The sequence below is a fragment of the Williamsia herbipolensis genome (assembly GCF_000964005.1).
GTDB lineage: Bacteria > Actinomycetota > Actinomycetes > Mycobacteriales > Mycobacteriaceae > Williamsia_A > Williamsia_A herbipolensis.
The window spans coordinates 1-14,298 of the sequence record NZ_JXYP01000027.1; the positions used below are offsets into that span (position 1 = coordinate 1).

The 14,298-nt window shown below is 67.6% G+C and carries 19 protein-coding genes and 2 pseudogenes; 9 read left to right on the top strand and 12 right to left on the bottom strand.

Going from position 1 to position 14,298, the window contains the following annotated elements; translation table 11 throughout:
* Positions 1-139: 139 nt before the first annotated feature.
* Positions 140-328: a hypothetical protein gene (locus tag TU34_RS14875; protein ID WP_045823695.1), complete on the bottom strand. Its 189-nt coding sequence runs from the start codon at positions 326-328 to the stop codon at positions 140-142.
* On the opposite strand from TU34_RS14875, the gene TU34_RS14880 reads away from it, so the two are divergent.
* Positions 309-794: a DUF4190 domain-containing protein gene (locus TU34_RS14880; RefSeq protein WP_052688958.1), complete on the top strand. Its 486-nt coding sequence runs from the start codon at positions 309-311 to the stop codon at positions 792-794. The two genes, TU34_RS14875 and TU34_RS14880, sit on opposite strands and share 20 nt — an antisense overlap.
* 97 nt (positions 795-891) lie before the next feature.
* Here TU34_RS14880 and rpsQ read toward each other — a convergent pair.
* The 11 genes and pseudogenes from rpsQ to rpsJ all read right to left on the bottom strand — a co-directional run.
* Positions 892-1,158, bottom strand: a pseudogene (gene rpsQ / locus TU34_RS14885) (30S ribosomal protein S17); the annotation flags it as partial.
* 23 nt (positions 1,159-1,181) lie between these two features.
* On the bottom strand, positions 1,182-1,430 hold the full coding sequence (rpmC, locus tag TU34_RS14890; RefSeq protein ID WP_045823697.1) for a 50S ribosomal protein L29: 249 nt from the start codon (positions 1,428-1,430) through the stop codon (positions 1,182-1,184).
* A complete protein-coding gene (gene rplP / locus TU34_RS14895) occupies positions 1,430-1,846 on the bottom strand; it encodes a 50S ribosomal protein L16 (RefSeq protein WP_045823698.1) in 417 nt (138 codons plus the stop codon). The genes rpmC and rplP overlap by 1 nt, the downstream gene beginning before the upstream one ends.
* Positions 1,847-1,849: 3 nt before the next feature.
* Complete coding sequence (gene rpsC, locus TU34_RS14900) at positions 1,850-2,689, bottom strand: 30S ribosomal protein S3 (protein WP_045823699.1); 840 nt, start codon at positions 2,687-2,689, stop codon at positions 1,850-1,852.
* Complete coding sequence (gene rplV, locus TU34_RS14905; protein WP_045823700.1) at positions 2,689-3,147, bottom strand: 50S ribosomal protein L22; 459 nt, start codon at positions 3,145-3,147, stop codon at positions 2,689-2,691. The genes rpsC and rplV overlap by 1 nt, the downstream gene beginning before the upstream one ends.
* Entirely contained in the window at positions 3,144-3,425 is a 282-nt protein-coding gene (gene rpsS / locus TU34_RS14910) for a 30S ribosomal protein S19 (RefSeq protein ID WP_045823701.1), read from the bottom strand. The genes rplV and rpsS overlap by 4 nt, the downstream gene beginning before the upstream one ends.
* A gap of 17 nt (positions 3,426-3,442) precedes the next feature.
* A complete protein-coding gene (gene rplB / locus TU34_RS14915) occupies positions 3,443-4,279 on the bottom strand; it encodes a 50S ribosomal protein L2 (protein ID WP_045823702.1) in 837 nt (278 codons plus the stop codon).
* A gap of 43 nt (positions 4,280-4,322) precedes the next feature.
* Positions 4,323-4,628 carry a 50S ribosomal protein L23 gene (gene rplW, locus TU34_RS14920; protein ID WP_045823703.1) on the bottom strand — a complete coding sequence of 102 codons (306 nt, stop codon included), beginning with the start codon at positions 4,626-4,628 and terminating at the stop codon, positions 4,323-4,325.
* 1 nt (position 4,629) lies between these two features.
* On the bottom strand, positions 4,630-5,319 hold the full coding sequence (gene rplD, locus TU34_RS14925) for a 50S ribosomal protein L4 (protein ID WP_045823704.1): 690 nt from the start codon (positions 5,317-5,319) through the stop codon (positions 4,630-4,632).
* Positions 5,316-5,972 (bottom strand): 50S ribosomal protein L3, encoded by a 657-nt coding sequence (gene rplC / locus TU34_RS14930; protein ID WP_045823705.1) that lies wholly within the window; start codon positions 5,970-5,972, stop codon positions 5,316-5,318. Before rplC ends, rplD begins: the two co-directional genes overlap by 4 nt.
* A 35-nt stretch (positions 5,973-6,007) precedes the next feature.
* Complete coding sequence (rpsJ, locus tag TU34_RS14935) at positions 6,008-6,313, bottom strand: 30S ribosomal protein S10 (RefSeq protein ID WP_003938093.1); 306 nt, start codon at positions 6,311-6,313, stop codon at positions 6,008-6,010.
* Between the two features lie 660 nt (positions 6,314-6,973).
* Between rpsJ and TU34_RS23045 the strand changes: the two are divergent.
* From TU34_RS23045 to TU34_RS14980, 8 genes and pseudogenes are all read left to right on the top strand, one after another.
* Positions 6,974-7,201, top strand: a pseudogene (locus tag TU34_RS23045) (winged helix-turn-helix domain-containing protein); the annotation flags it as partial.
* A 434-nt stretch (positions 7,202-7,635) separates the two neighbouring features.
* On the top strand, positions 7,636-8,139 hold the full coding sequence (locus tag TU34_RS14950) for a hotdog fold domain-containing protein (RefSeq protein WP_045823720.1): 504 nt from the start codon (positions 7,636-7,638) through the stop codon (positions 8,137-8,139).
* 87 nt (positions 8,140-8,226) lie between these two features.
* On the top strand, positions 8,227-8,940 hold the full coding sequence (locus TU34_RS14955; RefSeq protein WP_045823721.1) for a GntR family transcriptional regulator: 714 nt from the start codon (positions 8,227-8,229) through the stop codon (positions 8,938-8,940).
* A gap of 99 nt (positions 8,941-9,039) precedes the next feature.
* Entirely contained in the window at positions 9,040-10,605 is a 1,566-nt protein-coding gene (locus TU34_RS14960) for an NCS1 family nucleobase:cation symporter-1 (protein ID WP_045823707.1), read from the top strand.
* Positions 10,606-10,622: 17 nt separating this feature from the next.
* Positions 10,623-11,363, top strand: a complete 741-nt coding sequence (locus TU34_RS14965) for an aspartate/glutamate racemase family protein (protein ID WP_045823708.1) — start codon at positions 10,623-10,625, stop codon at positions 11,361-11,363.
* A gap of 101 nt (positions 11,364-11,464) precedes the next feature.
* A complete protein-coding gene (locus TU34_RS14970) occupies positions 11,465-12,262 on the top strand; it encodes a glycosyltransferase family protein (RefSeq protein WP_065973615.1) in 798 nt (265 codons plus the stop codon).
* Between the two features lie 93 nt (positions 12,263-12,355).
* Entirely contained in the window at positions 12,356-13,162 is an 807-nt protein-coding gene (locus TU34_RS14975) for a glycosyltransferase family protein (protein WP_065973617.1), read from the top strand.
* Positions 13,163-13,346: 184 nt separating this feature from the next.
* Positions 13,347-14,249 carry an esterase/lipase family protein gene (locus TU34_RS14980; protein ID WP_238981331.1) on the top strand — a complete coding sequence of 301 codons (903 nt, stop codon included), beginning with the start codon at positions 13,347-13,349 and terminating at the stop codon, positions 14,247-14,249.
* The last annotated feature ends 49 nt before the right edge of the window (positions 14,250-14,298 follow it).

The window sequence follows — 14,298 nt, forward strand, 5'->3', positions numbered from 1 at the left end:
CCTCCACCCCGCCCAGCACATCGACCCCGCCCAGCACGCCTTCGCAGCCGACCACACCGGTCGCCTCGACGCCCACCACGGCACCGAAGTTCGGGAGCAGCTGACCCGTACCCGTTCGGCAGAGAGGCTCCGGGGCGGGTCAGTCTGTCCCGGCGTCGAGTCGGCGGGCGAGCTCGGGTCCGATCACGCGCAACGAGGCGGCGTCGGCCATGCCGAGGTGATGGGTGTCGACATCGACCGTGGTGACCGTCCCAGCGACGTACGGTCGCCAACTCTCGCCCACCGCGGCCGGATCGTCCTTGTCGGCGGTGGCGACGACGACCAGCATCGAGCCGTCGAACACCTCGGGGCGGTGCTCCGCCGGCCCGGGACCGTATCCCGGCGCGGGATACGGCGAGACCCCCTTCGGGCAACCCCAGTACGAGCAGCCCCGGTACGGCCAGCAACCGCCGTATGGCCAACCCCAGTACGGGCAGGCGCCTTACGGTCAGGCGCAGTTCGGTGCGCCCGCTTTCGGTGCGCCACAGAACAACACGCTCGCGGTGGTCTCGCTGGTCACGGGCATACTGTCGATCCCCGCGCTGCTGCTCTGCTACCTCGGGGTGCCGCTGGCGATCGCGGCGCTCATCACCGGTTTCCTCGCCCGAGGTCAGATCACCCGTGAACTTGCGCGCTTCCGCGGTACCGGTCAGGCGACAGCCGGGATCATCTGCGGCGCCATCAGTCTCGTGTTGCTGGTGCTGCTGATCGTCCTCATCGTCGCGGTCGGTCTGAGCTCACCCACCGACTTCTGAGGTCGGTCGCGACACCGGTTCGCACGAACAGAACGACCCGCCACCGTGATCCGGTGGCGGGTCGTTCCGCTCTACGTGGGTCGTGATGCGAGAGGGCTTACTTGGCCTTCTCGAGGACCTCGACGAGGCGCCAGCGCTTGGTGGCACTCAGCGGGCGGGTCTCCATGAGGCGCACGCGGTCGCCGATGCCGGCGATCTCCTGCTCGTCATGGGCCTTCACCTTCGAGGTGGTGCGGATGATCTTGCCGTAGAGGGGATGCTTCACGCGGTCCTCGAGCTCGACCACGATCGTCTTCTGCATCTTGTCGCTCACGACATATCCGACCCGCACCTTGCGCTGTGCGCGCGGCTTCGTTTCGGGTGTTGTCACAGTGGTGTCCTTCTCGCTCATGCGTCGTCACCGACCGTCGCGTCGGAGTCCGGGCCGCCGGCGAGTCCGAGCTCGCGCTCACGCATCACGGTGTAGACGCGTGCGATCTCACGACGGACCAGCCGCAGACGGCGGTTGTTGTCGAGCTGTCCGGTCGCCATCTGGAAGCGCAGGTTGAACAGCTCTTCCTTTGACTCGCGGAGACGCTCGAGGAGTTCTGTGTCACCGAGCTCGCGGAGCTCGGCGGCAGCGATACCGAGTGCCATCAGAACGACTCCTCTCGTGTCACGATGCGGGTCTTGATGGGCAGCTTGTGCTGCGCGCGGCGCAGGGCCTCGCGAGCGGTGTGCTCATCGGGGTAGCTCATCTCGAACAGCACGCGACCGGGCTTGACCGGCGCGACCCACCACTCGGGCGAACCCTTACCGGAACCCATGCGGGTCTCGGCGGGCTTCTTGGTCAGCGGGCGGTCGGGGAAGATGTTGATCCACACCTTGCCGCCACGCTTGATGTGCCGGTTGATCGCGATACGTGCGGACTCGATCTGACGGTTGGTGATGTACGCGCTCTCCAGTGCCTGGATGCCGTAGTCACCGAACGTCACCTTGGTGCCGCCCTTGGCCTGCCCCTTGAGGCTGGGGTGGTGCTGCTTGCGGTGCTTGACCCGGCGTGGGATCAGCATGGGTCAGCCCTCCTGGTTCTCTGTCGGCGCCGTGGCGGTGTCGACCGCGACCGGGGCCTCGGTGGCGACCGCGGTGGCGGTGTCGGCCGCTGCGCGGCCGGCCTCGGTGCTCGTCGCGGTGGTGCCCGAGGCGCCACTGCGGCGCGGACGGGCCGGACGCTCACGACGGGGACGGTCGCCGGCCGGGGCCGACGCGGCGGTGAGCTCGCGCTTGCCGCCGACGATGTCGCCCTTGTAGATCCAGACCTTCACGCCGATGCGGCCGAAGGTGGTCTTGGCCTCGTACAGCCCGTAGTCGATGTCGGCACGCAGCGTGTGCAGGGGCACGCGGCCCTCGCGGTAGAACTCGCTGCGGCTCATCTCGGCACCGCCCAGACGACCCGAGCACTGCACCCGGATCCCCTTGACGTTGGGCTGACGCATGGCCGACTGGATCGCCTTGCGCATGGCGCGACGGAACGCGACGCGGTTCGAGAGCTGCTCGGCGACACCCTGTGCCACCAGCTGCGCCTCGGACTCGGCGTTCTTGACCTCGAGGATGTTGAGCTGCACCTGCTTGCCGGTCAGCTTCTCCAGGTCGCCACGGATCCGGTCGGCCTCGGCGCCGCGGCGACCGATGACGATGCCCGGACGGGCGGTGTGGATGTCGACGCGGACGCGGTCACGCGTGCGCTCGATCTCCACCTTGGCGATGCCGGCGCGCTCGAGGCCGGTGGCCAGGAGCTTGCGGATGGCGACATCCTCTTTCACGTAGTCCGCGTACTGCTTGTCGGCGTACCACCGCGACTTCCAGTCGGTGGTGATACCCAGACGGAAGCCGTGCGGGTTGATCTTCTGGCCCACTACTGAGCTCCCTTGCTTGTCTTCGCGGCGGCCTGCTGCGACACGGCCTTCTTGGGTGTCTTCGACCGGCTGCGACCCGACGGGGCCGAGGCGGTGACACTCTCGACGACCACGGTGATGTGGCTGGTGCGCTTGCGGATCCGGAACGCGCGCCCCTGGGCACGCGGACGGAAACGCTTCATCGTGGGGCCCTCGTCGGCGAAGGCCTGCGAGACGACCAGCGTGCGCCGGTCGAGTCCCAGGTTGTTCTCCGCGTTGGCCGCGGCACTCGCGACGACCTTGGCGACGGGCTCGCTCGCGGCCTGCGGCGCGAACAGCAGGATGTCGAGCGCCTCGTCGACGTTCTTGCCGCGGACGAGATCGATGACGCGGCGGGCCTTCATCGGCGTGACGCGAACGAACTTCGCGGTGGCCTTGGCCGTCGGGTTCAGAGTCTCCGGGCTCTTGGCTGCACTCATCGCCTCTTCGCCTTCCGGTCGTCCTTGATGTGTCCCTTGAACGTGCGCGTCGGTGCGAACTCACCGAGCTTGTGTCCGACCATCGAATCCGAGACGAACACCGGCACGTGCTTGCGACCGTCGTGGACGGCGAAGGTGTGACCGATGAAGTCCGGGATGATCGTCGAGCGGCGCGACCAGGTCTTGATGACCTGCTTGGTGCCCTTCTCGTTCTGGACGTCCACCTTCTTCAGGAGGTGGTCGTCGACGAACGGGCCTTTCTTCAGACTGCGTGGCATCTGCTACTCCCTCCTGCTTATCGCTTGTTCTTGCCGGTACGGCGGCGGCGGACGATCAACTGATCACTGGGCTTGTTGCGGCGGGTGCGGCCTTCCGGCTGTCCCCACGGGCTGACCGGGTGGCGACCACCGGAGGTCTTGCCCTCACCACCGCCGTGCGGGTGGTCGACCGGGTTCATGACGACACCACGGACGGTGGGGCGCTTGCCCTTCCAGCGCATACGGCCGGCCTTGCCCCAGTTGATGTTGCTCTGCTCGGCGTTGCCGACCTCGCCGACGGTGGCGCGGCAGCGCACGTCGACGCGACGGATCTCACCCGAGGGCATGCGCAGGGTGGCGTGTGCACCCTCCTTGCCCAGCAGCTGGATCGAGGCGCCGGCACTGCGGGCCATCTTCGCGCCACCACCGGGACGCAGTTCCACGGCGTGGATCTGGGTACCGGTCGGGATGTTGCGGAGCGGCAGGTTGTTGCCGGGCTTGATGTCGGCGGTTGCCCCCGACTCCACGACGTCGCCCTGGTTGAGCCCCTTCGGCGCGATGATGTAGCGCTTCTCGCCGTCGAGGTAGTGCAGGAGCGCGATGCGCGCGGTGCGGTTCGGGTCGTACTCGATGTGAGCGACCTTGGCGTTGACGCCGTCCTTGTCGTTGCGACGGAAGTCGATCAGTCGGTAGGCGCGCTTGTGCCCGCCACCCTTGTGCCGGGTGGTGATGCGTCCGTGCGCGTTACGACCGCCGCGACCGTGCAGCGGGCGGACGAGCGACTTCTCCGGGTGGTCACGGGTGACTTCGGCGAAGTCGGCGCCACTGGCGCCGCGGCGGCCCGGTGTCGTCGGCTTGTACTTACGAATGGCCATGAGTCTTCTTGTCCTCTACTTCTTCCCAGGGGTACCGGCGGCGTCAGCCGACCGGCCCTCCGAAGATCTCGATGGGCTTGCTGTCTGCGGTCAGCGTGACGATGGCGCGCTTGGTGTCCTTGCGCTTGCCGTAACCCGACCGGGTGCGCTTGCGCTTGCCCTGACGGTTGGCGGTGTTCACGCTCACGACCGAGACATCGAAGATCTTCTCGATGGCGATCTTGATCTGGGTCTTGTTGGACTCCGGGTGCACGATGAACGTGTACACGTTGTCCTCGATCAGTCCGTAGGACTTCTCCGAGATCACCGGCGCGAGGATGATGTCGCGCGGATCTGCCTCAACAGTCATCTCAGGCCTCCTTCTCGTCTGTCTTCACCGCGCGCGAGACGAACGCGTTGAGCGCCTCGACGCTGAACACGACCTCGTCGGAATCGAGCACGTCGTAGGTGTTGAGCTGATCGGGCGTGATCGGCAGCACGTACTGCAGGTTCGCGACCGACTTCCATGCCGCGGTGTCCTCGCGGCCGATGACGACCAGGAACTTGCGGCGATCCGACAGCGCCTCGAGGAACGTCCGCGCGGCCTTCGTCGACGGGTCCTGCCCGGCGACGAGTTCGGTGATCACGTGGATGCGCTCGTTGCGGGCCCGGTCCGAGAGGGCTCCGCGCAGGGCGGCGGCCTTCATCTTCTTGGGGGTGCGCTGGCTGTAGTCACGCGGCTTCGGGCCGTGCACGACGCCACCACCGGTGAACTGCGGGGCGCGGGTCGAGCCCTGACGGGCGCGGCCGGTTCCCTTCTGGCGGTACGGCTTCGCGCCACCGCCGGAGACCTCGGCGCGGGTCTTGGCCGAGTGGGTGCCCTGCCGTGCGGCGGCCTGCTGCGCGATGACCACCTGGTGCATCAGCGCGATGTTGGCCGGCGCGTCGAAGATTTCGGCGGGGAGCTCGACGGTGCCGTCGGTCTTGCCGTCGGCGGTCTTGACGTCGAGGGTCAGCTTGGTGGCTGCGTCGCCCGTCGACTTCGTGGTGTTGACGCTCATACGGTCACACCGCCTTTCACTGCGTCGCGGACGATCACGACGCCGCCCTTGCGACCCGGGATCGCTCCCTTGATCAGCAGGAGGCCGGCCTCGGCATCGACCTTGTGCACGGTCAGGTTCTGGGTGGTGACGCGCTCGTTGCCCATGCGTCCGGCCATCCGCATGCCCTTGAACACGCGACCCGGGGTGGCGCAGCCACCGATCGAGCCGGGTGCGCGGTGCACGCGGTGGGCACCGTGGCTCGCGCCCAGGCCCTTGAAGCCGTGGCGCTTCATGACGCCCGCGAAGCCCTTGCCCTTCGAGGTGCCGGTCACGTCGACGACGGCGCCGTCGGCGAAGATCTCGGCGGTGAGCTCCTGGCCCACGGTGAAGGAGGACGCGTCGTCGACGCGGAGCTCGGCCAGGTGGCGGCGCGGCGTGACGCCGGCCTTTGCGAACTGTCCTGCGACCGGCTTGGTCACCTTCCGCGGATCGATCGCACCGAAGGCGAGCTGGACGGCGACGTAGCCGTCGGTCTCCTTCGTGCGGATCTGCGTGATCACGTTCGGTCCGGCCTTCACGACGGTCACCGGCACAACCCGGTTGTTCTCGTCGAAGACCTGGGTCATCCCGAGCTTGGTGCCCAGGATTCCCTTTCCGTTCTTCTGTGTCATATCTGTGTCAGTCCCTCTTCGGCGCTCTGGCTCGTCTACTGGATGTTGACGTCGACGCTGGCCGGCAGATCGATGCGCATCAGGGCGTCAACGGTCTTGGGCGTGGGGTCGAGGATGTCGATCAGACGCTTGTGCGTCCGCATCTCGAAGTGCTCGCGAGAGTCCTTGTACTTGTGCGGCGAACGAATCACGCAGTACACGTTCTTCTCGGTGGGCAACGGCACCGGGCCGACCACGCGAGCCCCGGTACGGGTCACGGTCTCCACGATCTTGCGCGCCGAAGCGTCGATCGCCTCATGGTCATAGGCCTTGAGCCTGATGCGGATCTTTTGTCCCGCCACGCTGTGTCCTCTTCCGTCTGGTGTCTAGTCGGCAGATCGCCGCGCGAGCGCGGCCACAGATGACCACCGCACGCAGGCGTCCTGCGCGCTACCGGCGAACCCTCGCCGGAGGTGATCGACACTGTTCATCTGTCGTTGTGCGTTCGACCCGTCACGACGTGCGTCGATACGGGCCTGGTCGAGCTGGCCGGGTGCGGATCTCTCCGACACCCGAGGTCGGGCGTGTCGTTTGCTCGAACACACGTGTTGCGACGTGTTCGAACCATTGCGTCATCTGCCGTGAACCTCACCGATCCGGCCACGCGGTGGCGCCGAGATCGGAAATCCGTGCTTGTCGAACGAGTGCGGTCCGATGCCCCGAGCAGTTCGTCTCCGCTTGCTCCGTCAGCCACACTCGCACCCGATCGAGGCCGCACGAGAGCGCGTACCCGATCAGGGCAACCCGAACAGTATGCAACAGATGCCGGTCGAGGCCAAATTGCCGCCCGTGGACGGACCACCCGGCGACAGCATGGTCTTCACAGAGTCTGCACATGATCTGCGCGGCATGTCGACAACCGGTCACCACCGTCTCAGCCATGGAGCCAGCGAGCTCGTCGCCCGCACCCGCGCGTTGCTGCGTCGGGCGGGGCGGTCGCCGCCGCGGCCGCGAATCTCACGCGCACCGAGTTAGACCTGCTCGCCACCCTCGCGCGCCATCCCGGTGCGGTCCTCAGTCGTGGGCAGCTGTTGGAGACGGTGTGGGGGTGGGCCGAGGCCGGCGAGACACGCACCGTCGACTCCCACATCCGCTCGCTGCGTCAGAAGGTGGGCGCACACCGTATCCGGACCGTGCACGGGGTCGGCTACGCGCTCGACGCCCGCCCCGACGCGACCGACCGACCGTGACGCCCGGCCTGCCTCGACCGCTCGACGCGATGTGCTCGTTCAAGTCCAAGACCGCCGTCGTGGTCGGCACCGCACTGTTCTCCTCGAGCGTGTCGTTCTGGGTGACCGCGAAGTGGCAGTTCCGCTACGCGCTGCTGATGGCTCTGGCCGCCGCGCTCGTGGTCACGTGGGTGCTCGCCCACGGCATGACCTCGACGCTGCGGGAGATGACCGGTGCGGTGCGGAGGATGTCGCAGGGCGACGACACCGGTCGCGTACGGGCCGGCGTGGCGACCCCGACCGCGAGACCCTCGACCTGGCGCTCGACCAGACCGAGCGGCTGGGGCGACTCATCACTGACCTCCTCGACCTCTCCGCGCGCGCTCCGCCCTCGACGGGGTCGACCTCACACCGACGCAGACGTGCCCACCACGGTGAGCGGTACGGTGTCGGCCATGACCGAGGCCTCCACCACCCCCCGCCCCGCCGGCACGAACCCGACCTACGCGCTGTGGCGCAGGCTGCCGCAGAACGCGATCGGTGCCGCGGTGTTCTCACTCGGCATGGTCGCGCGCGTCCCCTACTTCGGCACCATCGTCCCGTCGGTGAAGGAGCTCTCGCCGGGGCGCTGCGTCGTCACCGCGCCCAAATGGTTCGGCGTGCACAACCACATCGGCACCTTCCACGCCATCGCCGCCTGCAACCTCGCCGAGTGCGCCATGGGCATGCTGATGGAGGCCACCGTGCCCGACGGCCTGCGCTGGCTGCCCAAGGGCATGCAGTCGCAATACCTCGCGAAGGCGACCACCGGACTCCGCGCCGTGGCCACCCTCGACGGACCGATCGACCCCGCGACCATCGGCAGCGGAGCCGACGTCGTGGTCGCCATCGCCATCACCGACAAAGCCGGCCTCGAGGTCGTGCATTGTGAGATCACCTGCTGGGTGACCCCGAAGTAGCTTTCGCTTCACCCGGCGTCGGGCGGCCGGAGTTGCGACAATCGTCGTGTGTGCGGCGGGGTGGTCGTCGCGACGGGAGGAGCGCACATGCTGCCGGGACGAGGGCGCCACATCGTGTTGCTCGACGCGCTGTCGGCCATCCCGACGGGCCCCTCGCAGGCGAGCGTCCTCGACGGGTTGCGGCGGGTCATCCTCGACGGCGTAGCGGTACCGGGGTCACCGATCCCGGTCGGTGAGGTCGCGGGGGTCTTCGGCGTCAGTCCCATCCCGGTCCGCGAGGCGCTCAAGACGCTCGTCGGCGAGGGCCTCGTGGGGCACGAGACGAACGGCGGATACTTCGTCGCCCAGCTGACCGGCGACGAACTCCGCGAGATCTATTACGTGCGAGGCGTTCTCGAACGAGCGGCGCTGGGACGCGCGGTTGAGCGGGCGACCGCTGACGACCTCGACGCCGCACGCGCGGCCAACGATGCCCTCCTCGAGGCGACCATGACCGCGGATCTGCGCGCCTATCAGGTCAATTCGCGTCGCTTCCACCAGGCGCTGATCGCGCCGTGCGGAATGCACCGGCTCATCAACATGTTCGAGTCGACCTGGAACATCACCGAACCGTTCCAACTCATGCGGACCGCGACCCCGCAGATGCAGACCCGTCTGCACGCCGACCACGAGGCCATGATGACGGCGATGGCGCAGCGGGACACCGCCTCGTTGCTCGCCGCCGCCGGCGACCACCACGCACGACTAGAGACGATGATCGTCGGCAGCGCAGCAGATTCGGACATCGCCGACCCGCGGTGATGCCGCCCTTCCGGGCCGGCGAAAATATACTCTCGAAGTAACCCGTCAGAAATAACGCGGTCCTAATCTCAGTGGAATTCCACGAATCCAGGAGATGCCATGACCGACGTCGGGACAACGAATGCGGTGGTCGAACCGACGCGCACGAGCGCGGCCGGTGAGAGCGTCATCAAGATCGGCTACCACCAGAACCTCACCAACGAAGACCTCGCGCCGCTGAAGAAGCAGCACTGGACCTCCTACAACATCTTCGCGTTCTGGATGTCGGACGTGCACAGCGTCGGCGGCTACGTGTTCGCGGGAAGCCTTTTCGCACTGGGTATCTCGGCATGGCAGGTGCTCATCGCACTGCTCGTCGGCATCTTCATGGTGTACTTCCTCTGCAACCTCGTGGCCCGCCCCTCACAGCAGGCGGGTGTGCCCTACCCGGTGACCACCCGCATCGCGTTCGGCGTACGCGGCGCCAACCTCCCCGCCATCCTGCGCGGCCTCATCGCCGTCGCCTGGTACGGCATCCAGACCTACCTCGCGTCGGTCGCGTTCGGCCTGCTGGCCCTGAAGTTCTGGCCGTCGCTGGCGAAGTTCGACTCGGTCGGTGACTACGGCTTCCTCGGCCTGTCGCTGCTCGGATGGGGCGGGTTCGTCCTGATGTGGGTGCTGCAGGCAATCGTGTTCTGGAATGGCATGGAGACCATCCGCAAGTTCATCGACTTCTGCGGACCCGCGGTCTACGTCGTGATGGTGATCCTCGCCGGCTACCTGATCTACAAGGCCGGCTGGAGCAACGTGCACTTCGATCTCTCGTCGGGCCCCAACAAGAGCGGCTGGGCGTCGATCACGGCACTGATCAGCGCGATCGCCCTGGTGGTCTCCTACTTCTCCGGACCGATGCTGAACTTCGGCGACTTCTCCCGCTACGGACGCACCTTCGCCGACGTCAAGAAGGGCAACTTCCTCGGCCTGCCGGTGAACTTCCTGTTCTTCTCGATCCTCGTGGTCTGCACGGTCTCCGCCGGCGCCACAGTCATCGGCCGCGACACCGACGGCAACATCATCACCGACCCGGTGCACATCGTCGATCGCATCGACAACACCACCGCCGCGGTCCTGGGCGTGCTGACCTTCGCCATCGCGACCATCGGCATCAACATCGTCGCGAACTTCGTCTCCCCCGCGTTCGACTTCTCCAACGTGGCGCCGACGAAGATCACCTGGCGCATGGGCGGCATGATCGCCGCGATCGGTTCGGTGCTGATCACCCCGTGGAACCTGTTCAACAACCCCTCGGCCATCCACTACACACTCGACGCCCTCGGCGCGGTGATCGGACCGCTGTTCGGCGTGCTCATCGCCGACTTCTACCTGGTGAAGATGAAGCAGATCGTCGTCGACGACCTCTTCAGCATGTCGCCGACCGGGCGCTACTGGTTCCGCAGCGGCGTGAACCCGGTGGCCGTGATCGCCACCGTCGTCGCCGCAGCCGCGGGCATCGCGATCGTCATCGAGGGAACCACCTACATGGCGAGCTACACGTGGTTCGTCGGCGCCGGAATCGGCTTCGCGATGTACTGGCTGGGTATGCGCTTCGCGCCCGCGACGTTCATCTACGACAGCCCGCCCGCGCCGGTCGCCGAGGCCGCACCCGCCGCCGACGTCTCGGCCTGAGAGGCCAGACTGAGGTCATGCGGATCTGCCTGATCAACCCGAACACCACCACGTCGATGACCGATCTCATGGTCTCCGCGGCGATCGCAGCCGCCGGACCGGGCACCGAGATCGTCGGGGTCACCTCCTCGATGGGCCCGGCATCGATCGAGAGCCACTACGACGAGGCCCTCGCCGTGCCGGGTGTACTCGCGGCCATCACCGCCGATCGCGCCGCCGAGACCCCCTGTGACGCCTACGTGCTGGCGTGTTTCGGCGACCCGGGCCTCGACGCGGCCCGCGAGATCGCCGACGCGCCGGTGCTGGGCATCGCGCAGGCCGCCATGGCTCTGGCCGCCCTGGTCGGCGGGGGTTTCTCGGTGGTGACCACACTGTCGCGGACCATCGGTCGCGCCGACGAGCTGACCCATCGGTACGGGGTCGCCGGCCTGTGCCGCGGCCTGCACGCCTGCGACATCCCGGTGCTCGAACTCGAGACCGACCCCGACACCGAGGCCGTCCTCACCGATGCCTGCGCGCGGGCTCTCGCCGACGACGGTTCGGAGTCGGTCGTCCTGGGGTGCGGCGGGATGGCCGACCTGGCCGCACGCATCTCGGCGAAGATCGGGGCGCCGGTGATCGACGGTGTGGCGGCCGCGGTACGACTGGCCGAGGCCCTCGTCCCGGTCGCCGGATTCCCCGGGCCGGCCAGTGGCGAGTACTCGCGACCTCCCGCCAAGCAGTACACCGGGATGCTCGCGGGCTTCGAACGGTTGTGAGCCGTCAAGGTTTCTTCGTCTGTTCAGATGAAGATTGCTAATTTGCAACACTTACGGTGCGTATGTGCGAAAGACTGTGCAATATGTCGAAGTCTCTCCTTGTGACCGTTCCCGTATACGGCCAGATCGAGTACACCCACGCGCTGGTGGGAGACCTCGAGCAGGAAAAGGCCGATTATCTGATCGTCGACAACAAAGGTGACTACGAGCCGATCGGCGACGAACGGGTGGTCACGCCGGGTCACAACACCGGCTGGGCCGGCGGTTCCAACCTCGGTCTGCGGACGGCGTTCGTCGAGGGCTACGACGCCGCGATGACCCTGAACAACGACGTCCGGCTCTCGCACGGCTACTTCGACGGGCTGCTCGACGACCGCCTCCCCTCCGACGCGGGCGCGGTCGTGGGCCTCTACGACGACGCCGGCGCCCATCCGGCCCTGCTCGCCGACTACGAGGGACCGGCCGAGAACTACACACCGCGCGACGCCTACCGCCGACTCCCCGCCGTCGACGGCACGGCCCTGTTGCTCACCCGCGACGCGTTCGTGGCGACGGGCGGGCTCGACGAGCGCAGCTTCGGACGCTTCGGGTGGGGCGCCGATCTCGACCTGTGCATGCGGCTGCGCGCGGCGGGCTTCGGCATCTATGCGACCGAACGCAGCTTCCTCAACCACTTCGGTCGCAAGACCGCCGACGCCGTCGCCGGACGCCGCCGCTACCAGTTCTTCGGCGGCAAGGAGATGGCTCGCGGCCTCAAGAAGCTCTACGGCAACAAGTGGCGCAACGACGTCGTCACCCAGCGCTTCGAGGTCCGCAGTCTCGCCGACCACTCGGTCCTGCGCACCGAGACGCCCCGCATGGTCTTCAAGGCCGACCCGGTTCACGCCGGCGCCCACTGAGCCTCGTGATGCTCTGTCGTGTGTATGCGCGAACTTGCAGCATCCGATGCGAAATCGCTGTCCCAGCCCGCTCGGCCCGGAGATGATCGGTCTGTGAACAGGCGACTCCTGGTCTGTGTACCGGTTTTCGGCCAGATCGAGTACACGCATGCCCTCATCGGAGATCTCGACCGCGAGGACGTCGATTTCGTCATCATCGACAACCGAGGCGACTATCGGCCCCTCGGCGGCGAGCGGGTCGTCACACCCGGAACCAACCTGGGGCAGGCCGGCGGATCCAATCTGGGGTTCCGTACCGCCTTCTCCGAGGGTTATCAGAACGCGATGACGTTGAACAACGACACCCGTCTCTCGCCGGGCTACTTCGACGGATTGCTCGACCCGCGACTGCCCGATGACGCCGGGGCGGTGTGCGCCGTCTACGACGACCGGGGTGCGCATCCCGCGCTGCTGTCCGAACACACCGGGGATGCGGCCGACTACGCACCACGGGACGTCTACCGCGATCTCAAGGTCGTCGACGGCACCGGCCTCCTGCTGACCCGCGAGGCGTTCATCCGGATCGGGGAGCTCGACGAACGCTCCTTCGGCAGGTTCGCCTGGGGTGCCGATCTCGATCTGTGCATACGACTGCGCGCCGTGGGCATGTCCGTGGTCGCCACCGAACGCAGCTTCCTCAACCATTTCGGCAGAAAGACCGTGTCGGCGGAGATCGGCCGATCCCGCTACGGCTTCCGCGGCCTGGTCGGCATGTCCCGCGGACTCACCCGCGTCCACGGGCGTGGGTGGACCCACCAGACGAACACCACGTCGTTCGAGCGTTACGACCTCGACACCCACGAGCTCCTCGGCACCGACACCCCCCGCCGACTCCTCGAGGTCACCAAGCCTGCCGCCTGATCAGACCGAGGTCGTCCGGCCGGATGTCACATCACGCCCCGGCAACCATCCGATAGCGAATCGATGCACCGCTGTGCTCGTGGTGGGCAGCCCTCCCCCGGATCGGTAGCCTCGACCTCGGTTGGGGCTGATGTTGCTGGAGGTACTGATGAGGCGTGTGAGCCTCACGTTGGGACGTGTTTGCGTGGCCCGACTTGTCGTGATCGCCGTGCTGGCGATCGCGGCACCGCTCGGTGCGATGGGTCCCGCCGGCGCGGCCCCGGCCCCGGTGGAGCCCACGACCGGCGGGTACAACTCCCCCTCGTGTCGGCCCGCGCCTGCACATCCGCGCCCGGTGATCCTGGTGCACGGGACCTGGACCGATTCGGCGCAGACCTGGCAGACCCTCGCGCCGGCGCTCACCGGTCAGGGCTACTGCGTGTTCGCGATCGACTACGGCCGACATGCGGCCGGCAGCACCGAGAACCTCATGGACCTCGTGGGTGGCGACACCATCACGCGCTCGGCCACCACGCTGGCGCGCTTCGTCGACCGCGTACGGCGTGAGACGGGCAGCGCGCGCGTCGACATGGTCGGCCACTCGCAGGGCGCACTCGTCATCCGGCAATACCTGAAGTTCGACGGCGGCGCCCCGGGCGACCCCGCCCGCAACACCGTGAACACGGTGGTCACGCTGGCGGGGACCAACCACGGAACCACGTTCGACCTGAACCAGACCATCGGCGCCATCGGCGAGATGCTCGGGATCCCGGTGGTGCGCCTCGCCGCCACCACCGTCGGTCCGTCGTATGTCGAGCAGATGGTGGGGTCACCGTTCCTCGATCGGCTCAACGCCGGCGGTGACAGCCGACCCGGGATCCGGTATGTCGTGGTCGGCACCCGCGACGACACCGTGGTCACCCCGCCCGAACGCACCTTCCTGCGTGCCGGACCGGGCGCGACGGTCCGCAACACCTGGGTACAGGACGGCTGCGGGACGCGACAGGTCGACCACATGCAGATGACGAGCGACGCGCGCGCGGTGTGGATCGTGCTCGACGCACTCGACCCGAGCTATCGAGCGACGCACCCCGCGCCCTGCCGCTGACACCGCTGCGCACCGCCGTGCCGCCGCGGCCGCCGGTCCGGTCCGACGG